Raw genomic sequence first — 24,768 nt, forward strand, 5'->3', positions numbered from 1 at the left:
AACGTGCTGTACACCGTATGAGAGCTGTTCTACGGTGTACAGCATGTCCGTTCCTGCACCCGTCACCGTCTCCCAGGGCCACCCCCGGCGCTGGCTCATCCTCGGCGTCATCTGCCTGGCCCAGCTCACCGTCGTCCTCGACAACACCGTCCTGAACGTCGCCATCCCCTCGCTGACCAGCGAGCTGGGCGCGGCCACCTCGGACATCCAGTGGATGATCAACGCGTACTCGCTGGTGCAGTCCGGACTGCTGCTCACCGCGGGCAGCGCCGCCGACCGCTACGGCCGCAAGAAGATGCTGATCACCGGGCTGGCCCTGTTCGGCGCGGGCTCGCTGACGGCCGGACTCGCCGACACCACCGGCCAGTTGATCGCCGCGCGGGCCGGGATGGGCGTGGGCGGGGCGCTGCTGCTGACCACCACGCTCGCCGTCGTGATGCAGATCTTCGCCCCCGAGGAGCACGCGAAGGCGATCGGCATCTGGGCCGCGGTCAACGCGCTCGGCTTCGCCTGCGGCCCGCTGCTCGGCGGCTTCATGCTGGACCACTTCTGGTGGGGCGCGATCTTCCTGATCAACCTGCCGGTCGTGGTGCTGGGCCTGGTCGCGGCCGTCACCCTGGTCCCCGAGTCGAAGAACCCCCGGGGCGACCGGCCCGACCTGCTCGGCGCCCTGCTGTCGACGATCGGCATGGCCTCCCTGGTCTTCGCGATCATCTCCGGGCCCGAGCACGGCTGGACGTCGGCCCGGGTCCTGGGGTCGGCGGCCGTTGCCGTCGCCGTGCTGGCGGCCTTCGCCTCCTGGGAGAGCCGCATCCCGTACCCCATGCTCGACCTGCACTTCTTCAAGAACCAGCGGTTCACCGGCGCCATCGCGGGCGCGGTGCTGATCACCTTCGGAATGGGCGGCTCGCTCTTCCTGCTCACCCAGCACATGCAGTTCGTCCTCGGCTACGGCCCGCTGGAGGCCGGGCTGCGCACGGCACCGCTCGCGCTCGCGATCGTGGCGCTGAACTTCACCGGTGTGGCGGCGAAGTGGGCGGCCCGGCTCGGCAACCCGGCCGCCATAGGGGTCGGCATGGCCCTGATGGCGTGCGGCCTGGCGTCGATCGCCCTGCTCGCCTCCAGTGGGTACGCCGGCACCCTGCTGGGCCTGCTCCTCATAGGGGCCGGTGCGGCGGTCGCCAACCCGGCGATGGCGCACGCGATCATGAGCTCGATCCCGCCGGAGAAGGCGGGCATCGGGGCGGGGATCAACGGGACCGTGGCGGAGTTCGGGCAGGGCCTGGGCGTGGCCGTGCTCGGGGCGGTGCTCACCTCCCGGTTCGCGGCACTGGTCCCGGTGGCCGCGTCCTCCTTCCCCGCGGCGATGGCGGCGGCGGACGGCGAGGCCCGTCGGGGTGAGATCAGGGACGCGTTCGCCTCCGGCCTGGAGAGCAGCCAGTTGGTGGGAGCGGTGGCCGTGCTGCTCGGCGGGTTGGTCGCGGCGGCGTTGCTGCGCAGGGCGGAGCGGGCAGACTCGGGGAACACGACCCGCACGCAGCACGTCCAGGAAGGTGCGCCATGGTGAAGGCAGCCGAGCGGGCCAGCGTCTGGCTGGAGGGCAAGGGGCGCCGCGGTGGCCGCGGCGGGGGGCAGCCCTCCGGGCTCGACCGGGACCGGATCACCGAGGTTTCCGTACGGCTGCTCGACGCGGAGGGGCTCACCAAGTTCTCCATGCGCCGGCTGGCCGCCGAGCTGAACGTCACGGCCATGTCCGTCTACTGGTACGTCGACACCAAGGACGACCTCCTCGAACTCGCCCTCGACACGGTCTACGGCGAACTCCGGCTCCCCGACCCGGAGGCCGACGAGGACTGGCGCGACCAACTGCGCACGCTGGCCCGCGAGTACCGGGCCCTGCTGGTGCGCCACCCCTGGATCTCGCCGCTGGCCGGGACCTACCTCAACATCGGGCCGAACTCCCTGGCCTTCTCCCGGGTCGTGCAGCGCGTCATCCGCCGGACGGGGCTGCCGGCCGAGGGCGTGACGGGCGCGATCTCTGCCGTCTTCCAGTTCGTGTACGGCTACGGCACGATCGAGGGCCACTTCTTCGCCCGGGTCCAGGACGCGGGCATGACCCCCGACGCCTATTTCCAGCACGCCATGACGACGGTGAGCGAGACCCCGTCGACCGCGGAGGTCGTCCACGAGGCCAAGGACATCATGGCGGCCCGGGGCGGCGACACGGTCGAGGAGATGCTGGAACGGGACTTCGTCTTCGCCCTGGACCTGCTGGTGGCGGGCATCGAGGCGATGGTGGCGGGAGCGGGCTAGGAATTGTCGGTGAGCCGCGCCGGAAAGCCCCCCGTCGCCACCGGCCCCCACCTCTGCGGCGTCACCCGGATGATCGACTTGCCCTGCTTCACCATCGCCGCCCGGTACTCGTCCCAGTCCGGATGCTCCCCGGCGATGTTCCGGTAGTACTCCACCAGCGGCTCGACGGAGTCGGGGCAGTCGACGACCTCCGCCGTGCCGTCGATCTGCACCCACGGCCCGTCCCAGTCGTCGCTCAGCACGATCAGGCTGACCCGCGGATCCCGCCGGGCGTTGCGGGTCTTGGCCCGCTCCGGGTAGGTGGAGACGACGATCCGCCCGGAGTCGTCCACCCCGCAGGTCAGCGGCGACCCCTGCGGGCTCCCGTCGGCCCGCCGCGTCAGCAGGATCGCGCGATGACGCGGCCGTACGAAGTCCAGCAACTCGGTGCGCGAAACGGCGGTGTTGGTCGCGATGTTCGGTGCCATGCGCCCAGCCTAGGCCTGCGGCAGCGTGTCCCCCTGGACCGCCTGCACGTCGAGTTCCACCCGCAGCGTCGTGCCGATGGCGGCGATCCCCGCCTGGACGACCTGGTTGTAGTGCATGGCGAAGTCCTCGCGCCGCAGCTCGGCGGTGGCCCGGAACGCGGCCCTGGTCCCGCCCCACGGATCCGACCCGGTCCCCAGATACGCCAGGTCCAGGTCCACCGGCCGTACGACACCGTGCAGTTCCAGCACCCCGTGGACCGTCCAGCGGTCCGTACCGGCCGCGGTCAGGCCCGTCGAGCGGTAGGTGATCTCCGGGAACCGCTCCACGTCCAGGAAGTCCGGCGACCGCAGGTGCCCGTCCCGCAGGGCGTTGCCCGTGTCGATGGACGACGCCCGGATCACCGCCTCCACCCGCGACCCGGTGACGTCGCCCGGGGCGATCTCGACGGTCGCGGAGAAGTCGGTGAACCGTCCGTGCACGCTGGAGATGCCCAGGTGCTGGGCGACCGCGCCCACCGACGAGTGCGCCGGGTCCACCGTCCACACCCCCGGCGGCGGCAGTTCCGCCCCGCCCTGCCGGGCCAGCGTCACCGTGCCCACCTCGGCCCGGCCGCTCGCCGTGACGAGCGCGCTCGCCGCGGCGGGCGCGTACCCGACGGCGGTGACGATGACCGTGTACGCCCCGGGGGCCAGGGGGTTCGGGTCCCGTACCGCGCCCTCCGCGTCCGCCTCGGCGCGCAGCACCTGGCTGCCGTTCCCGTCCGTCACCGTGACGACCGCGTGCGACACGGCCCAACCGTCCCGGGTACGGATCCTCGCGGTCAGTCCCATCTCAACTCCTCGCATGAAACCGGCCCGTGGAACGCACCTCCGCTCAGAGCGCGCTCCACGGGCCGGGGCCTGTCCTACTCGCCGGGGTGGGCGAGTTCGATGTCGTGGTCGTCGACGCCGGGACCGTGCACGGTCAGCGCGGACGCCACCGGCGGGTATCCCGTCGCGATGACGGTGTAGTCGCCGCCGTCCAGGTCGGTGAAGGCGTACGCCCCGTCCGCCCCGGTCGTCGCCGTGCCGACGACGTTGCCCGCCGCGTCCACGAGGGTGACCCGCGCGTCGGCCAGTGGACCGTGCGGCGCCCGTACGACGCCCTGGACCTGGGCGCCGGAGTCGAGGTCGACCTCGACCCGGGTGACCCCGGTGCCGCCGATCTCGACGGGCAGGGCACGCGGCCGGAACCCGGCGGCGTTCACCGCGACGGTCACCGTGCCCGGCACCAGCTCGCCGAGGGCGAACTCGCCCTGCTCCCCGGTGGCGGCGGTGGCCAGCAGGTCCCCGCGCACATCGGTGACGATCACCATCGCGTCCGGGACCGGCAGCGCCCCGTCGGCCGCCCGCACCACACCGCTCAGCCCACTGGTGCCGCTGAGCAGGATGTCGTACGCCAACGGCTCCTCGCCGACGACGACGGTGGACGCCTGCGGCTGGAAACCGTCGGCGGAGGCGATCAGGACGTACGAGCCGGCGCCCGGCGCGTCGACGCCGTAGGCACCGTCCGCCTGGGCCACCGAGCGGCCGAGCTGCCGTCCCGAGAGCGAGATCAGCGTGACCGCGGCCCGCGGCACGGGCGCGCTCTCGGCGCCGCGGACGAATCCGCGCACGGGGACGGACCCACCGGTGACCTGCACGGTCTCCTCCTCCACCACGTCCTCCTCCACGGCAGGGGCCGCGGGAGCCGCTTCCGGCCTCGTGGTCTCCGCCGCAGCCTGCGCCAGCGCGCCGGACGTCCGCAGCGGGACCTCCTTGATGAACAGCGTCACCACGAAGGCGAGGAAGGCGATCGGGGCGACGTACAGGAAGATGTCGGCGATGCCGTGTCCGTAGGCGCTCTCCAGCCAGGTGCGGATGTGCGCGGGGAGGGCGTCCATGTCGGGCAGCTCGCCGGAGCCCACGGCGCCGGCCGCGGCGGACTGCTCCTGCGGGCTGAGCGAGCCGATGGTGTCGGTGGCGTAGTGGCTGATCCGGGTCGACATCACCGAGCCGAGCGCCGAGACGCCCATCGCGCCGCCGAGGGACCGGAAGAAGGTGACCACCGAACTGGCGGCGCCCAGCTCGTGCGGGGCGACCTGGTTCTGCGTGGACAGCACCAGGTTCTGCATCATCATGCCGATGCCGAGGCCCATGACCGCCATGTAGACGGCGATGTGCCAGTACGGGGTGTCGTAGCGCATGGTGCCCAGCAGCCCGAGGCCCGCCGCCAGCAGCACACCGCCGATGACCAGCCACGCCTTCCACTTGCCGGTCCGGGTGATGATCGCGCCGGAGACGGTGGAGGAGACGAACAGGCCGGCGATCATCGGGATGGTCATGACGCCCGACATGGTCGGGGACTTGTCCCGCGCCAGCTGGAAGTACTGGCTGAAGAAGACCGTGCCCGCGAACATCGCGACACCGACCAGCAGGGAGGCGAGCGAGGCCAGCGTGATCGTGCGGTTCCGGAACAGGTGCAGCGGGATGATCGGCTCGGCGGCCCTGGTCTCCACGAACAGGAAGACCAGCGTGAGCGCGAGCGCGCCGCCGACCATCGCGTACGTCTGCCAGGACAGCCAGGCGTACTTGTCGTCCGCGAAGGTGACCCAGACCAGCAGCAGACTGACGGCCGCGGTGATGAAGAAGGCACCGGCCCAGTCGACCTTGACCTTGCGCCGGGTCACCGGCAGGTGCAGCGTCTTCTGCAGCACGAACAGGGCGATCAGCGCGAACGGGATCCCGACGTACAGGCACCAGCGCCAGCCCAGCCAGTCGGTGTCGGTGATGACACCGCCCACCAGCGGACCGCCGACGGTCGCGACGGCGAAGGTCGCGCCGAGGTAGCCGGAGTAACGGCCGCGCTCCCGGGGGGAGATCATCGCGGCCATGATGATCTGGGCGAGCGCGGTCAGACCACCGGCGCCGAGCCCCTGGATCACCCGGGCGCCGATCAGCATCCCGGCGTTCTGGGACAGACCGGCGACGACCGATCCGATGATGTAGACGACCAGGGCTATCTGGACCAGGGTCTTCTTGCTGACCAGGTCGGCGAGCTTGCCCCACAGGGGCGTGGACGCCGTCATCGCCAGCAGCGCGGCGGTCACGACCCAGGTGTACGCGCTCTGTCCGCCGCCGAGGTCCTGGATGATCTCGGGCAGCGCGTTGGAGACGATGGTGGAGGACAGGATCGCGGCGAACATGCCGAGCAGCAGCCCGGAGAGCGCCTCCATGATCTGCCGGTGCGTCATGGGGGCCTCGCCGGAGCCTCCTGAGTGCTTGGCATGAGCCCGCACACCGGCTGGTGTGGTCGTTGCCATGGACTTCCTTCTCTTACGTGGTGATCGCGGGTGTACGGGGGGACTGCTCGTCGAAGCAGCGCCGCAGCCGTGCCATGAGCAGCGTGAGCTGGGTGACCTCGTCGTCGCTCCAGTCGCTCAGGCGTTCGGCGAGCAGCCGGGTGGTGCACCGGGCCAGCTCCTCGACCCGGGCCCGGCCCGCGGGCGTGAGGCGCAGGATGCGGCCGCGCTTGTCGGCCGGGTCGGGGGAGCGGTCGATCCAGCCGCGCTCGGCGACATGGGCCACGTGGCGGCTGGTGACCGACATGTCCACGGCGAGCAGGTCCGCGAGCTTGCTCATGCGCATGTCGCCGTGGCGCTCCAGCAGCGTCAGCACGGCGGCGGAACCGCTCGGGCAGTCGGACGGCAGCGCCCGCCCCAGCTCCCGCTTCACGGCACCGAAGGCACTGAACTGACGGACGAGCTCCTCGTACACCGCCTGCTCGGCCATCGCACGCCTCCCGGGAGTATTTGTTGCTTAGGGCAACCATAGAAGCTGTTGGTTGCTACAGGCAAACGAAATGACGGGAGTGCGACCCAAAAGTTGGCAAAGGCAAGTATTGCGATCGTAAATGTGCGGGAAGCTGCCGGCCCACGGTCCCTCCGGCCGGACGCCGGAGCCCAGGGGCCCCTGCGGGCCCCGCACTTGGGCCGGACCCCCGCATTCGCTAGGGTTTCGGCCCATGGCTAACACCGAGGGCCCCCAGGGCAACTACGACCCCGCCGGCAGCACCCAGATGTTCCGCGCGTTCGTCGACGAGGCCCCCCAGGGGCGTCAGCCGGCGGCCGCTTCTTCCGGCCCCCGCATCGGCCTGATCGTCGGTGTCGTCGTCGCCGTCGCGGTCGTCGCGGCGGTGGCCTGGCTCGCGCTGATGTAACCCGGGCGGCTCACCTCCGCCGTACCCCCGCCCCCGGACGCACGACGGCCGCCGAGGCGCCGGTCAGGGCGCCTCCGCGGCCATGCGTCCATGTCGTCGCCCGACGCATCGGGCCGGGCGTCAGTCCGAGATCAGCCCGTCCCGCAGCTGCGCCAGCGTGCGGGTCAGCAGGCGGGAGACGTGCATCTGGGAGATGCCGACCTCCTCGCCGATCTGGGACTGGGTCATGTTGGCGAAGAAGCGGAGCATGATGATGCGGCGCTCCCGGGGCGGCAGCTTGGCCAGCAGCGGCTTCAGCGACTCGCGGTACTCGACGCCCTCCAGCGCGCTGTCCTCGTAGCCGAGGCGGTCCGCGAGGGAGCCCTCGCCGCCGTCGTCCTCGGGGGCCGGTGAGTCCAGCGAGGACGCCGTGTAGGCGTTGCCGACCGCCAGGCCGTCGACCACGTCCTCCTCGGACACGCCCAGCACCGCGGCGAGTTCGGTGACCGTGGGGGAGCGGTCCAGCTTCTGGGAGAGCTCGTCGCTGGCCTTCGTCAGGGCCAGCCGCAGCTCCTGCAGCCGGCGCGGCACCCGGACCGACCACGAGGTGTCCCGGAAGAACCGTTTGATCTCCCCGACCACCGTCGGCATCGCGAACGTCGGGAATTCCACGCCCCGTTCGCAGTCGAACCGGTCGATCGCCTTGATCAGGCCGATGGTGCCGACCTGGACGATGTCCTCCATCGGCTCGTTGCGGGAGCGGAAGCGTGCCGCCGCGTACCGGACGAGCGGGAGATTGAGCTCGATCAGCGTGTCGCGGACGTACGCACGCTCGGGGCTGTTCTCGTCCAGCGCGGCGAGCCGCAGGAACAGGGAGCGGGACAGGGTGCGGGTGTCGATGGCTCCCGACGTCGGGAGGGCCGGGGCCGGCGCGGCCTCGACAAGGGCCGTTACGTCGTCGAGCGCGGGCGCACCCTCGCTCTTCGTGAGCGTGAGCACCTTCGAGCTGCCCTGATCTGCGGACATGCCACCCCCTTTGGGTCGCGGGACGGTCGGGGCGGACGCTCCCACTGAGGAACGCAGCCTTCACCTGAATACCGGAGCCGAAGCCGCGGCAAACGCGCTTCCCGCAGAATGTCACATGTCGGCAACACGCTGTAGTGACATGTCGACATGTCAGACGTGAATCCGCCCTGGAAACAAGGGGTCTGACGGTCTATCGGCGCGAAACCGCCGGGAAGGGCCCTGGTGAGCGATTCGCTCGTCCCGGTGATGGTTCGCTCGCGCTTTCGGTCAGGCGTCGATCCGGTTCGCCGACCGCAGCCGCTGGAAGCTCCGCGCGAGCAGCCGCGACACATGCATCTGGGAGACCCCGAGTTCCGCGCTGATCTGCGACTGGGTGAGGTTGCTGTAGTAGCGCAGCAGCAGAATGCGCTGTTCCCGCTCGGGGAGCTGGACCAGCAGGTGCCGGACCAGGTCGCGGTGCTCCACGCCGTCCAGCGCGGGGTCCTCGTAGCCGAGCCGGTCCAGCAGCCCGGGCATCCCGTCGCCCTCCTGGGCGGCCTCCAGCGAGGTGGCGTGGTACGAGCGTCCCGCCTCGATGCAGGACAGCACCTCCTCCTCGCTGATGCGCAGCCGTTCGGCGATCTCGGCGGTGGTCGGGGAGCGTCCGAAGGCGGTCGTCAGGTCCTCGGTGGCGCTGTTGACCTGCACCCACAGCTCGTGCAGCCGGCGCGGGACGTGGACCGTGCGGACGTTGTCGCGGAAGTACCGCTTGATCTCGCCGACCACCGTCGGCATCGCGAAGGTCGGGAACTGCACGCCCCGGTCCGGGTCGAAGCGGTCGATGGCGTTGATCAGCCCGATGGTGCCGACCTGGATCACGTCCTCCATCGGCTCGTTGCGGGAGCGGAAGCGGGCGGCCGCGTAGCGCACGAGCGGGAGGTTGGCCTCGATCAGCGCCCCGCGCACCCGGTTGTGCTCCGGCGTGCCCGGCTGGAGCTCCTTGAGCTGGGCGAAGAGCACCTGGGTGAGCGCGCGGGTGTCGGCACCGCGGCTGCGCGGGGCGGCCGCCGCCGGTTCTTCGGGGGCCGCTTCTCGGGGAGGCGCAGTACTGGCCGGCACGGTCAACTCCACCTCGTGATCCATCAACTCATCCGTCAAAAGCGGTCATAGCATCACAAGACATGTGCACTGTGTGCAAGCACCGCATAACACCGTGTTGAGGAATAAAGAGCCCATAAGACGCAGAAATGCCCCTCACCGGTACGGCGAGGGGCAGTGCGGCGCGCGGGGTCTAGTACGCGTAGTCCGCGATCACCCAGGTGGCGAACTCCTTCCAGAGGGCCACGCCCGCCTGGTGCTCGGGGTGCTCCACGTACCGGCGCAGGGCGTCGGCGTCGTCGAAGGCGGAGTTGATCGCGAAGTCGTAGGCGATGGGGCGGTCGCTGAGGTTCCAGCCGAGTTCCCAGAAGCGGATCTCGGGGATCGTGCCCTCCAGCGACCGGAAGGCCTTCTCGCCCTCGACGACCCGCGGGTCGTCGCGCCGGACACCCTCGTTGAGCTTGAAGAGGACCAGGTGGCGGATCATTCTTCTCCTCCGTTGGCGATCCACGTCATGAAGTCGCCGATGGCCTTGGCGGCGTCCGATATGCCCTCGAACCCTATCTGCACGTAGTCGGCGGCCTTCTCCGGGTCCGTGATGATCAGGTAGAGCACGAAGACCACGAGCACATAGACGGCGATCTTCTTCGAATTCACCGCCACTGCGGCCTCCCCCTGCGCCTGTCGCCCCCGTCGGGCCCGCTGTTGCCGGCGGTGAGTGTAACCGAACAGATGAAGGGCCCCGTCTTGCGACGAGGCCCTTCCCGGAGCGGTAGCGGAGGGATTTGAACCCTCGGTGACTTGCGCCACACTCGCTTTCGAGGCGAGCTCCTTCGGCCGCTCGGACACGCTACCGAGGGAGACCTTACAGCACGGCGGGCCGTGCTCAGAAATCGATAATCGGGGACCGTCACCGGTGCCGGAAGAAGTCCGTGAGCAGCCGGGCGCACTCCTCGGCGAGCACGCCCTCGACGACCTCGGGGCGGTGGTTGAGCCGCCGGTCGCGCACGACGTCCCAGAGGGAACCCGCCGCGCCGGCCTTCTCGTCCCGGGCGCCGTAGACGACCCGGTCCACCCGCGACTGCACCAGCGCGCCGGCGCACATGGTGCACGGCTCCAGCGTGACGACGAGCGTGCAGCCGGTCAGCCGCCACTCGCCGATCTGTGCGGCGGCCCTGCGGATCGCCAGCACCTCCGCGTGCGCGGTGGGGTCGCCGACGGCCTCGCGTTCGTTGTGCCCGGCACCGAGCACGGTCGTGCCGTCCGCGGACAGCACGACGGCGCCGACGGGAACGTCCCCGCCCCGGACGGCCAGTTCGGCCTGGTCCAGGGCGAGTCGCATCGGACCCCGCCAGCGGTCGCGTACCGGGTCCGGGGGACCCGTGGGGAGGGTGGGGGTCAGCGGACGGTCTCCAGAACCTCCGCGGCGCCCAGAGCCTCGGCGATGGCGCTCAGCGCGTCGACGGCCAGGGTCTTCAGCTCCTTCTCGCTGACACCCAGGTCGTCGAGGATCTCGCTGTCGCCCACCGGGCTGTGCGGGACCGCGTCGGCGGACGGGGCGGCCGGCTCGTCGTCGGAGTCGCCGTCCGGCTCCTCCGTGCCGTCGAGGTCGAGGGTGTCCAGATCGGGGTCGCCCTCGCCGGGCTCCTTTCCGAGCAGTTCGTCGGTGAGCAGGATCTCGCCGTAGCTGCTGCGGGCAGCGGCGGCGGCGTCCGAGACGTAGATACGAGGGTCGTCCTCGCCGTCGATCCGGACGACGCCGAACCAGGCGTCCTCCTGCTCGATGAGCACGAGCACCGTGTCGTCCTCCGGCGAGGACTCACGGGCCAGGTCGGCCAGGTCCGACAAGGTCTCCACATCGTCCAGCTCTGTGTCGCTCGCTTCCCACCCGTCTTCGGTGCGCGCGAGCAGTGCGGCGAAGTACACCGTGACTCTCCCACTGGTCATAGGCGTGCCGGTTGGGGGTCCCCCCGGCGGAGGCTGTGGGCGGGGAGTGCGGTGCGCCGAGCCCCGCCCACTCGGAATCGTGGCAGAAACGGAGCGTTCAGGGGACGTCTTCGGCTCCCTGTGTCCGCCCGTTTTGATCGTCCACGAGCGGGATCGTACGCGGCGCCCGGCGTGGCGCACGCATCAGACGGGCCGTCAGCGGGCCGAGGTCACCAGCGGAAGGTGCGCATGCGCATGTGGTGGCGCAGCCGGGCGGCCTTGGCGCGCCGCGGCTGGACCCGGTCGCGCAGCTCGCGGGCCTCCGCCAGGTCGCGCAGGAACTGGGCCCGGCGCCGGCGGCGCTGCGCGTCGGTCTCCTGCTGGTCGCAGTCCTCCCGGGACTTCCTGTCAGACATGTGCACACCCCTCCGTACGTCCCTTCCGCGTTCCCGCCGGCGGGCGGTTTGATGCCAGCGCGAGGGGCGCGGTGGCCCGGTTACTGTTAGGGACATGCGTCTCCACGTCGTCGACCACCCCCTGGTCGCCCACAAGCTCACCACGCTGCGCGACCAGCGCACCGACTCCGCGACCTTCCGCCGCCTCGCCGACGAGCTGGTCACCCTGCTCGCCTACGAGGCCACCCGGGACGTGCGCACCGAACAGGTCGACATCCGGACGCCGGTCGAGCGGACCACGGGCGTCAAGCTGTCCCATCCCCGCCCCCTGGTGGTGCCGATCCTGCGGGCCGGCCTCGGCATGCTGGAAGGCATGGTGCGGCTGCTGCCGACCGCCGAGGTGGGCTTCATGGGCATGATCCGCAACGAGGAGACGCTCCAGGCGTCCACGTACGCCACTCGGATGCCGGAGGACCTCTCCGGGCGTCAGGTGTACGTCCTCGACCCGATGCTGGCCACCGGCGGCACCCTGGTCGCGGCGATCCATGAGCTGATCAAGCGCGGTGCCGACGATGTGACCGCGGTGGTGCTGCTCGCCGCGCCCGAGGGCGTCGAGGTCATGGAACGCGAGCTGGCGGGGGCGCCGGTGACGGTGGTGACGGCCTCCGTCGACGAGCGGCTCAACGAGCACGGGTACATCGTGCCGGGGCTCGGCGACGCGGGTGACCGGATGTACGGCGCGGCGGAGTAGGACGCGGGGCGCCTTTTCGCCGTAGGGGTGCGGGTTTTTTAGGGCGGCTGCGGCGCCGTCGTAGCTTGTCGCGCAGTTCCCCGCGCCCCTGGGGAGTTGTCGCTGACGCGTTGCGACGCGGGCGGCCGGATCATGGCGCCGGGCGCCTATCGCCGTAGGGGTGCGGGTCGCGGGGCGGCTGCGGCGCCGTCGTGGCTGGTCGCGCAGTTCCCCGCGCCCCTAGGCGCGTTCCCCGCCCCGCCCTAGGCGCGTTCCCCGACCCCCAGGCGCAGTTCCCCGCCCCGCCCGGGGAGTTGTCGCCGGCCGCGTGGTGTCAGCAGGTCTTGTTCGCCGTGGCCGGCTTCGGCTTCGGGTTGGTCAGGGTGGTCAGGGCCTTGTCGGCGTCAGCCTTTGCCGTCAGCTTCTTGAAGCCCGTGCCCAGGATCAGGTCCACCGCCGTGCCCTTGCGGGCCGCGTCCGTGCGGCGCTCCGCGCCGGGGAGCTGGGTGGCGAGGACCGGCAATGACGTGTCGAGGGCGGCGGAGGGGCCGAGCAGCAGCCCGGTGCCCTTGATCTTCTTGTCGTACTGCTTCGTCGCGTTGCCCACCTCGCCGATCCGGAAGCCGCGCTTCTTCAGCTCGTCCGCGGTCTTCTTGGCGAGGCCGCTGACCGGCGTGGCGTTGAGCACGTTGACGGTGATCCGGCCCGGCTCGGGCAGGGCGGCGGCCTTCGTCGAGGAGGCCGCCCGGGTGTCGCACTCCGACCGGGTGCCGGCCGCGGAGGCTTCCTTGCCGCCACCGGTGAAGACGTCGATGAGCTGGAAGGTGCCCCAGCCGAGCACACCGAGGGCGGTGACGGACGCGACGGCCAGGAGAACGAGCCTGCCGCGTCGCCGCGGTCGGCGCATCCGCGGGTACTTGTCCCCCGTGATCCGGTACTGGCCGCCCATGCCAGGGGGAGTCAGCATGCTCATGGGCGCAGCGTAGTGCGCCGGAGCGGCGATTCCTACTAAATGATCATTGGATGCCGGGCAGAGAACCCAAAAGGGTCAACCCTTTACCGGACCGTCACCCGATCCGGCGTCGGACCGGCTCCGTCAGTCCAGCTCCAGCACGCGCGCGTGCAGCACCTGGCGCTGCTGCAGCGCGGCGCGCACGGCCCGGTGCAGACCGTCCTCCAGGTACAGATCGCCCTGCCACTTCACCACGTGCGCGAACAGGTCGCCGTAGAAGGTGGAGTCCTCGGCGAGCAGGGTTTCCAGGTCGAGCTGGCCCTTGGTCGTCACGAGCTGATCGAGGCGGACCGGGCGCGGTGCGACGTCCGCCCACTGCCGGGTGCTCTCCCGGCCGTGGTCGGGGTACGGCCGGCCGTTTCCGATGCGCTTGAAGATCACACGGAAAGCCTACCGGTCCAGACGTTCCGGGCGCAGCCATGGCGACCGAGTGCGACGCTGGAAAAGCCGCTGTAAATCGGGGTGAACCTCAATTTTCGGATAGGTGCCTGAGATGAGTGACCGCGAAACCATGCCGTCGGCCACCGCCCCCGAGAAGTCCGGGAGCGCCCCCGCCCTGCCGAAGGAGGCCCTGGAGATCGCCGCCGGGTACGCCTTCACCGGCCCCGCCCTCGACCTGGGCGCCCTGCTGTGGGAGAGGAGGTGCCTGGCCGACGCGCAGATCCGGATCCCGCTGCCGATGCTCAACCGGCACGGTCTGGTCGCCGGCGCGACCGGCACCGGCAAGACCAAGACGCTCCAGCTGATCGCCGAACAGCTCTCGGCGCAGGGCGTGCCGGTGTTCCTCGCCGACATCAAGGGCGATCTGTCGGGCATCTCGGCGCCGGGGCGGCCCGGCGACCAGGTCACCGCGCGGGCGGCGGACGTCCACCAGACGTGGACGGCGACCGGCTTCCCCGCGCAGTTCTACGCGCTCGGCGGTCTGGGCCACGGCGTTCCGGTGCGGGCCACGATCACCAGCTTCGGCCCCCTCCTGCTCTCGAAGGTCCTGCGGCTGAACCGGACCCAGGAGCAGTCCCTCGGCCTGATCTTCCACTACGCCGACACCAAGGGCCTGGAGCTGGTCGACCTCAAGGACCTCAGGGCCGTCGTCGCCTTCCTGACCTCGGACGAGGGCAGGCCGGAGCTGAGGGACATCGGCGGTCTGTCCAGCGCCACGGCGGGAGTGATCCTCCGGGCGCTGACCGCCTTCGAGGCGCAGGGCATGGCCGGCTTCTTCGGAGAGCCGGAGTTCGACACGGCCGAGTTCCTGCGCACGGCCGAGGACGGGCGCGGCACGGTCTCCGTCCTGGAACTGCCCGCCGTACAGGACAAGCCGGAGCTGTTCTCCACGTTCCTGATGTGGCTGCTCGCCGATCTCTTCCACGATCTGCCCGAGGTCGGTGACACCGACAAGCCGAAGCTGGTCTTCTTCTTCGACGAGGCGCATCTGCTGTTCCACGACGCCTCCCCGGCCTTCCTGGACTCCCTCACGCGGACCGTGCGGCTCATTCGCTCGAAAGGGGTCGGCGTCTTCTTCGTCACGCAGACCCCGAAGGACGTACCCGCGGACGTCCTCGGCCAGCTCGGCAACCGGATCCAGCACGCCCTGCGCGCCTTCACCCCGGACGACGAGAAGGCGCTGCGGGCCACGGTGAAGACCTTCCCGAACTCGGCGTACGACCTGGAGGAGCTGCTCACCGGGCTCGGTACCGGCGAGGCGGTGGTCACCGTGCTCAGCGAGAAGGGCGCCCCGACGCCGGTCGCCGCGACCCGGTTGCGGGCGCCGGAGTCCCTGATGGGGCCGGTCGAGTCCGCGGCCCTGAACGAGGCGGTGACGTCGTCACCGCTGTACGGGCGGTACGCGCAGGCCGTCGACCGTGAGTCGGCGTACGAGCGGCTGCGGCGGCCGCCCGCGGGCAAGGGGCCGGACGAGATGCGGGCACGTGCCCCCCAGGCCGCCCCGCGGACCGAGGGGCAGCCGTCGGTGGTCGAGCAGGTCGTCGGCAGCGGGATGTTCAAGTCGCTGGCGCGGTCCATCGGCACCCAGATCGGGCGCGAGATCACCCGTTCGGTCTTCGGTACGGCCCGGCGGAGGCGGTAGCTCTTCGTACGGCCCGGCGGAGGCGGTAGCTCTTCGTACGGCCCGGCGGAGGCGGTAGCTCTTCGGTACGGCCCGGCGGAGGCGGTAGCCGCCACGGCCCCGCCTCCGCCGGCTGCTCAGCGGTTCTTGTCCTTCGGGGACCGTTCCTCCCGTTTCACCTGCGGCTTCGGCGCGCTGCGCGCGGCTTCCGCCCGCAGCAGGGCGCGCATGACGGCGTACGGGTCCATGGGCATGGGGTGCTCCTTGCGTCGTACTGACGGATGAACCGGGGGCGCCGGTTCTGTCAGCAGCGCAGGACCACCGAGCGGCGGGCGGGCGGGGTGTACGGGTGCGGCGGGGACAGGAGGGGCGCCGGGCGGGGCCGCGGGGCGGGACGCGGGGGGAGGGCGGCGGCGCGGTGCGCGCGGCGGGCGGTTCCCGGCCGGGGGGCGGGGTCCACGAGGTCGTACTCGATGATCTCGGTGGCCGCCGCGACGGGGGCCAGGGGCAGTCCGGCGGGTGCCGCGGGGACGCACAGGGCGAGCAGCAGGACGAAGGTCCGCAGCCAGGTCCGGCCCGGTCGGAGGCTTCGTACGGTGCTCACGGAAGGTCATCTCCCCGGCGCGGCCGCGCCGTTCTGCGCGGCGCGCCCGAGAACCGCCCGCTCGGCGTACCCGTTCACAGCTCGTGGGGGACCTGACGGGCGCGGTGACGGATGCCCAGCGCCGTGACGATCTCGACGACGCCGACGACGACCAGCCAGATCCCGCCGACCACGACGAGGACGGCGACCGACTCGAAGGGCGAGACGATCAGCACGACCCCCGCGGCGAAGGTGACCACGCCGAGGAAGATCTGCCGGCCGCGGGCGGGCATGCCCGGGTCGGAGACGGCGGCCACGGTCTGGGTGATGCCGCGGATCAGCCAGCCGATGCCGATCCACAGGGCGAGCAGCAGCAGCGACTGCATGGGGCCGCGGAAGCAGAACAGGCCCAGCAGGATCGACAGGGCGCCGCTGATGAAGCCCAGCACGCGCAGCGAGGTCGTCTTGTGCGTGCCGAACGCGGCGACGAGCTGGAAGACGCCGCTGATCAGGAGGTAGAGGCCGAACAGGACGCCGGTGGCGCGGAGCGTGGAGCCCGGCCAGATCAGCACCAGCACGCCCAGGATCAGTGAGGCGACGCCGGTGAGCAGGACGATCTGCCAGGCGGCCTGGGACAGGGCGTGCAGGGGCCCTTCGAGGGGCGGTTCGGGTTCGTGCCCGCCCCTGGTGGCGCGCTGCGCGTGGACTTTGCGGTCGTCGTACTCCGGGCCCCACGCGGGGCCGGACGGTGCCTCGGTCATGGTTCAAGCTGAGAACGGACCGGCCCGGGCCGCCACCAAGGGTGAGCCGAACGGCTTACTTCTTGGCCGCCTTGGCCGCCTTGGCCGCCGCCTTCATCTCCTGCTTGTGCGCGCGCACCTTCGCCAGTGACTCCGGCCCCGTGATGTCCGCGACGGACCGGAACGACCTGGCCTCGCCGTACGGCCCGGCCGCCTCCCGCCAGCCTTTGGGGGCCACGCCGAGCTGCTTGCCCAGCAGCGCGAGGAAGATCTGCGCCTTCTGCTTGCCGAAGCCGGGCAGTTCCTCCAGGCGGCGCAGCAGTTCCGTGCCGTCCGTGACGCCCTTCCAGACCAGCTCGGCGTTGCCGTCGTAGTGCTCGACCAGGTACTGGCACAGCTGCTGGACGCGCTTGGCCATGGACCCCGGGTAGCGGTGCACGGCCGGCTTCTCCGACAGCAGCGCCGCGAAGGACTCCGGGTCCTGGGCGGCGATGTCGTGCGCCTCCAGATCGTCCGCGCCGAGCCGGTCCGCGATCGTCCGGGGCCCCTTGAACGCCCACTCCATCGGGACCTGCTGATCGAGCAGCATCCCGACCAGCGCGGCGAGCGGACTGCGGCCGAGCAGTTCGTCGGCGTCGGGATCCTGGGCGAGGTGAAGGGTGACGTCCATGGCTCGATGATCCCGCGGACGGACCCAGGTCGCGCGCCGGTAGCCGGGCGCCTGCCCGGACTCAGGTCGCGCTCAGGTCGCGCGCCAGTACCCCAGCGCGTGCATCCGGTCCTTGGCGACGCCCAGCTCCTTGCGGACGTACGCGGACAGGCCGGGGTCGACCAGCGTGTACGCCCGCTGGTGCGGCTTGCCCCCGTCGGTGAACCAGAGCCGGACCCACATCGTCGGGTGGATGCCGGTCGCCGCGAGCATGCCGCCGTCGGTGAGGCGCAGCCGCCGGTAGTCGGGGGAGAAGCGCCTTCACCCTTCGCGTACTATTCCGCCACGAACAACTTAGGCAAGGCTTACCTAAAGCACGCCATGGACACAGGAGGGTGACAGGTGACCGCCGAGATCTACCGCGACGCCTGGGGCATCCCGCATCTGCGGGCGGACGGCGCGCGCGAACTCGCCCGCGCCCAGGGCCGCGTCACCGCCCTCGACCGGGCCTGGCAGCTGGAGGTGGAGCGCCGTCGCGCAGAGGGCACCTCCGCCGCCCTGCTCGGCCCGGACTCCCTGCCCTGGGACCGCTTCGTGCGGCGGGCGAGGCTGGACGACACCGCCCGCCGCTGCTGGGCCGCACTGGCCGACGGCGACCCGGAGACCGCCGACTGGATCCAGGCGTACGTCGACGGCGTCAACGAAGGTCTCGCCGGGGCCGCCCTCCCGGTCGGCGCCCCCGGCCGCTGGGAGCCCTGGACCCCGCTCGGCGTCTGGCTCGGCATCCACATCCTCTTCGCGGGCTTCCCCGCCAAGCTCTGGCGCGAAGAGGCCGTCCGGCACCTCGGCGAGGAGGCCGTCGGCCTGTTCGCCATCGACGGGCCCGGCACCTCCGGCAGCAACGGCTGGCTGGTCAGCGGCGAGCGCACGGTCTCCGGGCAGCCCATCATCGCGGGCGACCCGCACCGGTTCATCGAGGAAGCCGGCGTCTACCAGCAGATCCACCTGTCCTGCCCCGAGTTCGACGTCGTCGGCCTCGCCGTCCCCGGCGTCCCCGGCATCGCCCACTTCGGGCACACCGGCACGGTCGCCTGGGCCATCACCAACGCCATGGCCGACTACCAGGACCTGTACCGGGAACGGCTGCGGCGGACGGGCGCGGGCATCGAGGCCCTCGGTCCGGACGGCACCTGGGCCCGCGCCGCGCGGCACACCGAGACCATCGAGGTGGCGGGCGAGGACCCGGTCGAGGTCGAGGTCATCGAGACCGACCGCGGCCCGGTCGTCATCGGCGGCCCCGAGGGCCTCGACGACGGCACCGACCGCGCCGTCAGCCTCCGCTACCCGCCCCGCGTCACCGGCGACCTCGGCTTCGGCGCCCTCCTCCCCCTGCTGCGGGCCCGCCGGGTCGCCGACGTCGACCGGGCCTTCGACCGGTGGACCGAGCCGGTCAACGTCGTCCAGGCCGCCGACACCGAGGGCGGCCTGCTCCACCGCGTCGCCGGAAAGGTCCCGCTGCGCGCCCCCGCCAACCGCACCCGGCTGGTCCCCGCCTGGGAGCCCGGCCACGCCTGGCAGGGCTGGCACGAGACGCCGTACGGCGAACTCGCCGACGGAGTCGCGGTGATGGCCAACCAGCGCGGCCCGGCCGCGCCCCTCGGCGTGGAGTTCGCCCCGCCGCACCGCGCCGACCGCATCGCCGCCCTGCTGAGCGAGCGGAAGCGGTGGGCGCCCGGCGACATGCCCGCCATCCACACCGACACCCATCTCGCCTCCGCCGCCGCCCTGCTGGACCGCCTGGCCGCCCTCGACGGCCTCTCCCCCGAGGCGGCCCGCCTCCGCGAGACGCTGCTGGCCTGGGACCGCCGCATGGACGCGGACAGCCGGCCCGCGGCCCTCTACGCGGCGCTGCGCAGTGCGGTCGTACGCCGGATCGCCGCGCACCCCGCCTTCGCCGCCCTGACCACCCCGCCCGCCTACCCCGAGGTCCTGCTCCCCTGGCTCGCCCTCGTCCCGCGCATCGGCTTCGCCCTCGAACACCTGCTGCGCGCCGAGGAGTTGTACGGCATCGACCGGCCGGAAGCCGTGCGCGCGGCCGTGGAGGAGGTGGCCGCCCGGCCGCCCGAGGGAGCCTGGGGCGACACCCACCGCCTCGCCCCCTGGCGGGCACTGCCCGCCGAGTACGACGAGCCCGCCCTCTCCGGCGACCACGACTGCGTGCTGTGCACCTCCGCCGTGCCCGGCATCACCGACCTCGCGGCCCGCGGCCCCGCCGCCCGGTACGTCTGGGACCTGGACCGCCGCGAACACAGCCTGTGGGTGGTGCCGTTCGGCGCCTCCGGGGTGCCCGGCACCCCCCACCACCGCGACCAACTGCCCCTGTGGACACGGGGAGAGCTCGTCCCCGTCGTCACGGACTTCGACCGATTGGAGAAGGAGACCGATGTCTGACCCCCGCGAGACGGTGTACGAGGAGCGGGTCGACGGCTTCGGCACCGTGCGCTTCCAGCGCCTCGACCCGCAGGCCGACGCCGAGGCCGTGCACTCCTGGGTGAGCGAGGAACGCGCCTCCTTCTGGGGCATGAACGGCCTCACCCGCGACCAGGTCGCCGAGGTCTACGCCCACCTGGACACCCTCGACACCCACCACGCCTACCTCGTCCGGCGCGACGGCGTCCCGGCCGCGCTGCTGCAGACCTACGAGCCCGAGGCCGACCGGGTCAGCGAGTGCTACGACGTGGAACCCGGCGACATCGGCCTCCACCTGCTGCTCGCGCCCGCCGCGGCGGAGGGCGGCCGCCGCGGCTGGACGGCCGCGCTGCTCGGGGCCATCACCTCCTACGTCCTCATCGGCCTGGACCGGCGGCGGGTCGTCGTCGACCCCGACGTGGCGAACGAGAAGGCCGTCGCCCGCTTCCTGCGCCAGGGCTTCGAGGCGGGACCGCTCGTCACCCTCCCCGAGATCGACCTCCCGGACGTCTACCTGCCGGAGAAGAAGGCCCAACTCGCCTTCCTGCGCCGGGAGGTAGCCTTCCCCGGGTGACCCCGGAAGACCTCGTCGCCCACTACGGCCTGGAGCCGATCCCCCGCGAGGGCGGACTGTTCCGCCGTACCTGGGAAGGGCCCGCGCTACCGGACGGCAGGCCCGCGGGCACCGCCATAGTCGCCCTGCTCACCGCCGAGCCGGGCGACTACTCCGCGCTGCACCGGCTGACCGGCGACGAGGTCTGGCACTTCTACCTCGGCGACCCCCTGGAGATGCTGCTGCTCGACCCCGACGGCAGCTCCCGCACGGCCGTCCTGGGCCCGGACATCCTGCACGGCCAGCAACCGCAGCTGACCGTCCCCGCGGGCACCTGGATGGGCGCCCGGGTCGTGGCGGGCGGCACCTGGACCTTCTTCGGCTGCACCATGGCCCCCGGCTTCACCTACGAGGACTACGAGCACGGCGACGCGCAGCACCTCCTCGCCCGCTATCCCCACGAGGCCGCCCGGATCATGGAACTGTGCCGCCCATGAAGCTGCTCCAGGGCCAGGTCGCCCTGATCACGGGAGCCGGCGGCGGCATCGGCCGCGGCATCGCCCTGCGCTTCGCCGAGCAGGGCGCGGCGGTGGCCCTGCACTGCCGTACGGCGGTGGACGCGGCGCACGAACTGGCCGCCGAGCTGGGGGACTCCGTCGTGCTGCGCGGGGACCTGACCGTCGAGGAGGAGTGCCACCGCGTGGTGCGCGAGGCCGCCGAGTGGGGTGGCGGCCGGCTGACGGCGCTGGTCAACAACGCGGGCGTGCAGCCGGTCCGGGACCTGCCCGGGATGACCGCGGCCGAGTGGCGGGCGGTGCTGGACACCAACCTGACCAGCGTCTTCGCCTGTACGCAGGCCGCCGCCGAGGTCATGCGGGGGCGGGGCGGCGGCTCGGTGACCCACATCGCCTCGGTGGAGGCCCGGATGCCGGCGCAGGGGCACGCGCACTACGCGGCCGCGAAGGCGGCAGTGGTGATGCACGCCCGCTCCGCGGCGCTGGAGTACGGCCGCGACGGCATCCGCGTGAACACGGTCTCCCCGGGCCTGATCGAACGGGACGGACTGGCCCGGGCCTGGCCGGAGGGCGTACGACGCTGGAGCGAGGCCACGGCGGTGGGCCGTCTCGGCCGCCCGGAGGACGTGGGCGACGCCTGCGTGTTCCTCTCCTCCCCGCTCGCGTCCTGGATCACCGGCCACGACCTGGTCGTGGACGGAGGGGTGTCGGCCCGGCCGACGTGGTGAGGCGGGAGGCGGGGGAGGGGGATGCCGCCGGTGGGACGGGGACGTCGGGGCGTCGGTGCGGTCGCCGTGGTGGGTCTGTGGCGGGCCGCGCGTACTCGTTCCGTCCGACCGGGTGAGCGCGGAGCGCCCGCGGTGCGTACTTGTCCTCGTGGCGGAGACCGGGGAAGACGGAGAGACGACGTGGTCCGACGGCGCGGAGTTCAAGGTCTGGTGCTGCTGGGAGCCGTGCTGGTCCTGCTCCTCCTCGGCGGCACGGCACCGGCTTCGGCGCACGCCGCCCTCAGCGGCACCGACCCCGATGACGGAACCGTCCTCGCCAAGGCCCCCCGTCAGCTCACCCTGACCTTCACCGAGTCCGTAGGGCTCCTCGACGACTCGGTACGCGTCCTGGGCCCGGACGGCAGGCGCCTGCGCGTGGGGGAGGCCGAGCACGCCAAGGGCGACGGCACGGCCCGCGTCACGCTGCCCCGGGGCCTGGACCAGGGCACCTACACCGTGGCCTGGCGCGTGGTGTCGGCGGACAGCCACCCCGTGTCGGGCGCGTTCACGTTCTCGGTCGGCAAGCCGTCGCCCGTCCCGGTGGCCGTGGACACGGGCCCGACCGAGCACCCGGCCACCGCCGCCCTCCACAAGATCGCCCGGTATCTCGCCTACCTGGCGGCGGCCCTGCTCATCGGCACCGCCACCTTCGTCGCCGTATGCCGGCCGGCGGACCCCCAGGTCCTCCGCACGCCGCTGCTGCTCGGCTGGTGGACCCTGGTGGCCACGACCGTTGCCCTGCTGCTGCTCCGGGCCCCGTACGAAACCGGCGAGTCCCCGGCAGCGGCCCTGGACCCCGACGCCCTCACCGACACCCTCACCGGCCGCCCGGGCCTGACCCTGCTGACCAGGCTGGCCCTGCTCCTCCTGACCGCCGCGTATCTCGTACGGCGGTCGGGGCGGGGCGAGCCCAGTGGTGTCACCGGGGCCGTCCTCGCCGTAGGACTCGCCCTGACCTGGGCGGCGTCGGACCACGCCTCGGCCGGAATCCAGGTACCGGTGGCGATGACCTCCGCCGTACTGCACCTCCTGGCCACCGCGGTCTGGCTCGGCGGCCTGACGGCCCTGCTCCTCACCCTGCGCCGCGCCCACCTCACCCCCGACACGGTCACCCGCTTCTCCCGCCTCGCCCTCGCCTCGGTGACCGTCCTGGTCGTCACCGGCGTCTACCAGTCCTGGCGCGGCCTGGGCTCCTGGGACGCGCTCACCGGCACGACGTACGGCAGGCTCCTGACCCTCAAGCTCATCGCGGTCGCCCTGCTCCTCGCGACGGCGGCCGTGTCCCGCCGGTGGACGGCACGCCTGGCGACGACCGGGGCGGAGACGGCCGTACGGGAAAGGGTCCCGGAGCCCGCGGGCGGCCCTCGCCTCCCCGACCCACCGTCCCCACCCCCACCGTCCCCGCCCTCCGATGCCCAGCGCCGCGCCCTGTGCCGCTCGGTACTGGCCGAGGTCACCGTCGGAGTGGTCGTGCTGGTGATCACGACCGTGCTCACCGCCACCCTGCCGGGCCGGGCCGTGGCCGAGGCGGCCGAGGCCGCGCCGCCCACCGGCGGCACCGTCGCCGTCACGGTCCCCTTCGACGTCGGCGTCCCGGGCGGCGCCGGCAAGGTCGAGCTCACCCTCGACCCCGGCCGGGTCGGCGACAACGCCCTCCAGGCCGTGGTCCTCGGCCCGGACGGCGGCCTGTCGGCCGTGCCCGAACTGCGGGTCTCCTTCACCCTCCCCGCCCAGGACATCGGCCCCCTCGACGCCGACCTGACCGACCAGGGCGGCTACTGGGCCAACAGCTTCGTCAACCTGCCCCTCGCCGGGACCTGGACCATGAAGGTCACCGTGCGGGTCTCGGAGTTCGACCAGGTGAGCGTGGAGCGGCGGATCGACGTCCGCTGAGGCGGACGGCGTCAGTGGTAGGCGTGCACCACGGCGTGGCCCTTGCCCCGCCCGATCATCCACTTGTTGACCGGGGTGGTGATCACGAACGCCACCACGAACCCGCCCAACAGGGCCGACCAGAACAGGGCGTCGTCGAGATGGGCGTCCATGGCGCCCGGGGTGAGCGCGATGATCGCGTTGTCCACGAACTCCATCACGGCGATGGAGACGGTGTCGGCGGCGAGCGCGACCTTGATGGCCGCCTTGAGGCCCAGCCCGGCCCGCACGACTGCGAACAGCGTGAACGAGTACCCGAACAGGAACGCCAAGGTGATCGCCAGCACCATGGTCGGCACGTTCGCCCAGCCCAGCGCGGTCCCGATCACCATGCCGAGGATCTCTCCGATGGCACACCCGGTGAGGCAGTGGAGGGTGGCCTTGATCGCCACACCCCAGGAGACCCCACCGCGACCACCGTGCCCGTCATGGCCGTCATGGCCGTCATGGCCGGTGTGCCCCGCGTGCTGATGAGTGCTGTGATCCATGACGACGCCCCATTCCCTGAAAAGGTGACGGTCGGCTCGAGACCGTGCGGCCAGAACTGCAACCACAGCAGCCCAGCCACTGCCTACGCTCCGCGCCAGGCGCTGAGCAGCCCCTCGGGGCCGTACGCCGCCTGGAGCCCTGAGCAACTGACTCCGTTGCGAGACTGCCACGAGCGGCACGGGCTCGTCGGTGATCGCCGCCCGGTGCTTCTGCAAGACGGCCAGGTCGTGGCTGTCGAACGCGGAGTTCATCAGGCAGGACCTCAGCAAGCAGCCTGAACGCCGCATTCCAGTTCCGTCAGTTCATCCTCCGCGGTGCCGCCCGCGGCGGGGAAGAAGAGGTGCGGGGCCCCGGTGCGCCGGAGGAACTCCTCGACGAGGCTGGACTTGCCGACCCGTCGCCGCCCGCGCATGAGGATGCACTGCCCCGGTTTCGCTGATCCGACGGCATCTCGAACCTCCTGGAAGGCGTTCCGAAGCACCCCCAGCTCCCGGTCCGCCACCGGAACCGTCGAAGGGCCCCACCGCGAACGGTGGGGCCCTTCGACATCGTGCCCGGTGAGGCACTGGCGGAGGATACGAGATTCGAACTCGTGAGGGGTTGCCCCCAACACGCTTTCCAAGCGTGCGCCCTAGGCCTCTAGGCGAATCCTCCGCCAGGAACATTACATGACCGAGAAGGGTGCTCGCGAACTCGATCCGAGCTGCTGACGTCGGGTACTCTGTGCGCAGCCCCTCACGCGGCGCTATCTGACTGAACTCCCCCAGGGCCGGAAGGCAGCAAGGGTAGGTCGGCTCTGGCGGGTGCGTGGGGGGCGCTTGCGTTCCCGTGGGCCGGGTTGTCAGTG

At 71.9% G+C, this 24,768-nt stretch carries 27 protein-coding genes, 2 tRNA genes, 1 other RNA gene and 2 pseudogenes; 11 read left to right on the plus strand and 21 right to left on the minus strand.

The window, feature by feature from the left end:
- The first annotated feature begins 43 nt into the window (after positions 1-43).
- A complete protein-coding gene (locus ACWD1Z_RS29925; protein WP_451122773.1) occupies positions 44-1,567 on the plus strand; it encodes an MFS transporter in 1,524 nt (507 codons plus the stop codon).
- Complete coding sequence (locus ACWD1Z_RS29930) at positions 1,561-2,313, plus strand: TetR/AcrR family transcriptional regulator (RefSeq protein WP_451122775.1); 753 nt, start codon at positions 1,561-1,563, stop codon at positions 2,311-2,313. Before ACWD1Z_RS29925 ends, ACWD1Z_RS29930 begins: the two co-directional genes overlap by 7 nt.
- On the opposite strand, the gene ACWD1Z_RS29935 is transcribed toward ACWD1Z_RS29930, so the two are convergent.
- From ACWD1Z_RS29935 to ACWD1Z_RS29950, 4 genes are all read right to left on the minus strand, one after another.
- Positions 2,310-2,780: a PPOX class F420-dependent oxidoreductase gene (locus ACWD1Z_RS29935; protein ID WP_451122777.1), complete on the minus strand. Its 471-nt coding sequence runs from the start codon at positions 2,778-2,780 to the stop codon at positions 2,310-2,312. The genes ACWD1Z_RS29930 and ACWD1Z_RS29935 overlap by 4 nt on opposite strands.
- A gap of 9 nt (positions 2,781-2,789) precedes the next feature.
- Entirely contained in the window at positions 2,790-3,611 is an 822-nt protein-coding gene (locus tag ACWD1Z_RS29940; RefSeq protein WP_389416516.1) for a YceI family protein, read from the minus strand.
- A 74-nt stretch (positions 3,612-3,685) separates the two neighbouring features.
- Complete coding sequence (locus ACWD1Z_RS29945; RefSeq protein ID WP_451122779.1) at positions 3,686-6,121, minus strand: MFS transporter; 2,436 nt, start codon at positions 6,119-6,121, stop codon at positions 3,686-3,688.
- 13 nt (positions 6,122-6,134) lie between these two features.
- Positions 6,135-6,590 (minus strand): MarR family winged helix-turn-helix transcriptional regulator, encoded by a 456-nt coding sequence (locus ACWD1Z_RS29950; protein ID WP_451122781.1) that lies wholly within the window; start codon positions 6,588-6,590, stop codon positions 6,135-6,137.
- A gap of 232 nt (positions 6,591-6,822) precedes the next feature.
- Here ACWD1Z_RS29950 and ACWD1Z_RS29955 point away from each other — a divergent pair, with 232 nt between their 5' ends.
- Positions 6,823-7,017: a hypothetical protein gene (locus ACWD1Z_RS29955; RefSeq protein WP_451122783.1), complete on the plus strand. Its 195-nt coding sequence runs from the start codon at positions 6,823-6,825 to the stop codon at positions 7,015-7,017.
- Between the two features lie 120 nt (positions 7,018-7,137).
- Here ACWD1Z_RS29955 and ACWD1Z_RS29960 read toward each other — a convergent pair whose 3' ends face one another.
- The 8 genes from ACWD1Z_RS29960 to ACWD1Z_RS29995 form a co-directional block, all read right to left on the minus strand.
- The gene (locus tag ACWD1Z_RS29960; protein WP_451122785.1) at positions 7,138-8,022 is read right to left on the minus strand and encodes an RNA polymerase sigma factor SigF; all 885 of its coding nucleotides are present in this window, start codon (positions 8,020-8,022) and stop codon (positions 7,138-7,140) included.
- Between the two features lie 267 nt (positions 8,023-8,289).
- Positions 8,290-9,144, minus strand: coding sequence for an RNA polymerase sigma factor SigF (locus tag ACWD1Z_RS29965; RefSeq protein ID WP_451122787.1), 855 nt, complete (start codon positions 9,142-9,144; stop codon positions 8,290-8,292).
- Positions 9,145-9,292: 148 nt separating this feature from the next.
- On the minus strand, positions 9,293-9,586 hold the full coding sequence (locus tag ACWD1Z_RS29970) for a Dabb family protein (RefSeq protein ID WP_451122789.1): 294 nt from the start codon (positions 9,584-9,586) through the stop codon (positions 9,293-9,295).
- Positions 9,583-9,762: a hypothetical protein gene (locus ACWD1Z_RS29975; protein WP_451122791.1), complete on the minus strand. Its 180-nt coding sequence runs from the start codon at positions 9,760-9,762 to the stop codon at positions 9,583-9,585. The genes ACWD1Z_RS29970 and ACWD1Z_RS29975 overlap by 4 nt, the downstream gene beginning before the upstream one ends.
- 107 nt (positions 9,763-9,869) lie before the next feature.
- Positions 9,870-9,954, minus strand: a tRNA-Ser gene (locus tag ACWD1Z_RS29980).
- Between the two features lie 55 nt (positions 9,955-10,009).
- Positions 10,010-10,441, minus strand: coding sequence for a tRNA adenosine(34) deaminase TadA (tadA, locus tag ACWD1Z_RS29985; RefSeq protein ID WP_451122793.1), 432 nt, complete (start codon positions 10,439-10,441; stop codon positions 10,010-10,012).
- A gap of 56 nt (positions 10,442-10,497) precedes the next feature.
- The gene (locus tag ACWD1Z_RS29990) at positions 10,498-11,025 is read right to left on the minus strand and encodes a tRNA adenosine deaminase-associated protein (protein WP_451122892.1); all 528 of its coding nucleotides are present in this window, start codon (positions 11,023-11,025) and stop codon (positions 10,498-10,500) included.
- Positions 11,026-11,255: 230 nt separating this feature from the next.
- Positions 11,256-11,441: a hypothetical protein gene (locus ACWD1Z_RS29995; protein WP_451122795.1), complete on the minus strand. Its 186-nt coding sequence runs from the start codon at positions 11,439-11,441 to the stop codon at positions 11,256-11,258.
- A gap of 94 nt (positions 11,442-11,535) precedes the next feature.
- Between ACWD1Z_RS29995 and upp the strand changes: the two genes are divergently transcribed.
- On the plus strand, positions 11,536-12,171 hold the full coding sequence (gene upp / locus ACWD1Z_RS30000; protein ID WP_451122797.1) for a uracil phosphoribosyltransferase: 636 nt from the start codon (positions 11,536-11,538) through the stop codon (positions 12,169-12,171).
- 313 nt (positions 12,172-12,484) lie between these two features.
- On the opposite strand, the gene ACWD1Z_RS30005 is transcribed toward upp, so the two are convergent.
- Together ACWD1Z_RS30005 and ACWD1Z_RS30010 are read right to left on the minus strand one after the other, a co-directional pair.
- Positions 12,485-13,123, minus strand: coding sequence for a LytR C-terminal domain-containing protein (locus ACWD1Z_RS30005; protein ID WP_451122799.1), 639 nt, complete (start codon positions 13,121-13,123; stop codon positions 12,485-12,487).
- 123 nt (positions 13,124-13,246) lie between these two features.
- The gene (locus ACWD1Z_RS30010; protein WP_003999914.1) at positions 13,247-13,543 is read right to left on the minus strand and encodes a type II toxin-antitoxin system VapB family antitoxin; all 297 of its coding nucleotides are present in this window, start codon (positions 13,541-13,543) and stop codon (positions 13,247-13,249) included.
- Between the two features lie 112 nt (positions 13,544-13,655).
- Here ACWD1Z_RS30010 and ACWD1Z_RS30015 point away from each other — a divergent pair, with 112 nt between their 5' ends.
- Positions 13,656-15,245 carry a helicase HerA-like domain-containing protein gene (locus tag ACWD1Z_RS30015; protein WP_451122801.1) on the plus strand — a complete coding sequence of 530 codons (1,590 nt, stop codon included), beginning with the start codon at positions 13,656-13,658 and terminating at the stop codon, positions 15,243-15,245.
- A gap of 283 nt (positions 15,246-15,528) precedes the next feature.
- Here ACWD1Z_RS30015 and ACWD1Z_RS30020 read toward each other — a convergent pair whose 3' ends face one another.
- The 4 genes and pseudogenes from ACWD1Z_RS30020 to ACWD1Z_RS30035 all read right to left on the minus strand — a co-directional run.
- Entirely contained in the window at positions 15,529-15,828 is a 300-nt protein-coding gene (locus ACWD1Z_RS30020; protein ID WP_451122803.1) for a hypothetical protein, read from the minus strand.
- A gap of 74 nt (positions 15,829-15,902) precedes the next feature.
- Positions 15,903-16,568: an HdeD family acid-resistance protein gene (locus ACWD1Z_RS30025; protein WP_451122805.1), complete on the minus strand. Its 666-nt coding sequence runs from the start codon at positions 16,566-16,568 to the stop codon at positions 15,903-15,905.
- 55 nt (positions 16,569-16,623) lie between these two features.
- Positions 16,624-17,217 carry an HhH-GPD-type base excision DNA repair protein gene (locus ACWD1Z_RS30030; protein ID WP_451122807.1) on the minus strand — a complete coding sequence of 198 codons (594 nt, stop codon included), beginning with the start codon at positions 17,215-17,217 and terminating at the stop codon, positions 16,624-16,626.
- A gap of 141 nt (positions 17,218-17,358) precedes the next feature.
- Positions 17,359-17,508: pseudogene (locus tag ACWD1Z_RS30035) on the minus strand (siderophore-interacting protein); the annotation flags it as partial.
- A 90-nt stretch (positions 17,509-17,598) separates the two neighbouring features.
- Here ACWD1Z_RS30035 and ACWD1Z_RS30040 point away from each other — a divergent pair.
- The 5 genes from ACWD1Z_RS30040 (at position 17,599) to ACWD1Z_RS30060 (ending at position 23,393) form a co-directional block, all read left to right on the plus strand.
- Positions 17,599-19,647, plus strand: coding sequence for a penicillin acylase family protein (locus ACWD1Z_RS30040; RefSeq protein WP_451122809.1), 2,049 nt, complete (start codon positions 17,599-17,601; stop codon positions 19,645-19,647).
- Positions 19,640-20,239, plus strand: a complete 600-nt coding sequence (locus ACWD1Z_RS30045) for a GNAT family N-acetyltransferase (RefSeq protein WP_451122811.1) — start codon at positions 19,640-19,642, stop codon at positions 20,237-20,239. The genes ACWD1Z_RS30040 and ACWD1Z_RS30045 overlap by 8 nt, the downstream gene beginning before the upstream one ends.
- Positions 20,236-20,715: a cupin domain-containing protein gene (locus ACWD1Z_RS30050; protein WP_389416483.1), complete on the plus strand. Its 480-nt coding sequence runs from the start codon at positions 20,236-20,238 to the stop codon at positions 20,713-20,715. Before ACWD1Z_RS30045 ends, ACWD1Z_RS30050 begins: the two co-directional genes overlap by 4 nt.
- Positions 20,712-21,461, plus strand: a complete 750-nt coding sequence (locus tag ACWD1Z_RS30055) for an SDR family NAD(P)-dependent oxidoreductase (protein WP_451122813.1) — start codon at positions 20,712-20,714, stop codon at positions 21,459-21,461. Before ACWD1Z_RS30050 ends, ACWD1Z_RS30055 begins: the two co-directional genes overlap by 4 nt.
- A gap of 210 nt (positions 21,462-21,671) precedes the next feature.
- Positions 21,672-23,393, plus strand: a complete 1,722-nt coding sequence (locus ACWD1Z_RS30060; RefSeq protein WP_451122894.1) for a copper resistance CopC/CopD family protein — start codon at positions 21,672-21,674, stop codon at positions 23,391-23,393.
- 11 nt (positions 23,394-23,404) lie between these two features.
- Here ACWD1Z_RS30060 and ACWD1Z_RS30065 read toward each other — a convergent pair whose 3' ends face one another.
- The 3 genes and pseudogenes from ACWD1Z_RS30065 to ACWD1Z_RS30075 all read right to left on the minus strand — a co-directional run bounded on the left by ACWD1Z_RS30065 (position 23,405) and on the right by ACWD1Z_RS30075 (position 24,575).
- Complete coding sequence (locus ACWD1Z_RS30065) at positions 23,405-23,920, minus strand: DUF4396 domain-containing protein (protein ID WP_451122815.1); 516 nt, start codon at positions 23,918-23,920, stop codon at positions 23,405-23,407.
- Between the two features lie 247 nt (positions 23,921-24,167).
- Positions 24,168-24,423 (minus strand): annotated as a pseudogene (locus tag ACWD1Z_RS30070) (ATP-binding protein); the annotation flags it as partial.
- 64 nt (positions 24,424-24,487) lie between these two features.
- Positions 24,488-24,575: transfer RNA gene (locus tag ACWD1Z_RS30075), tRNA-Ser, on the minus strand.
- A gap of 72 nt (positions 24,576-24,647) precedes the next feature.
- Here ACWD1Z_RS30075 and ffs point away from each other — a divergent pair.
- Positions 24,648-24,746, plus strand: an RNA gene (ffs, locus tag ACWD1Z_RS30080) — signal recognition particle sRNA small type.
- The last annotated feature ends 22 nt before the right edge of the window (positions 24,747-24,768 follow it).

Source organism: Streptomyces sp. NPDC002784, assembly GCF_053592135.1.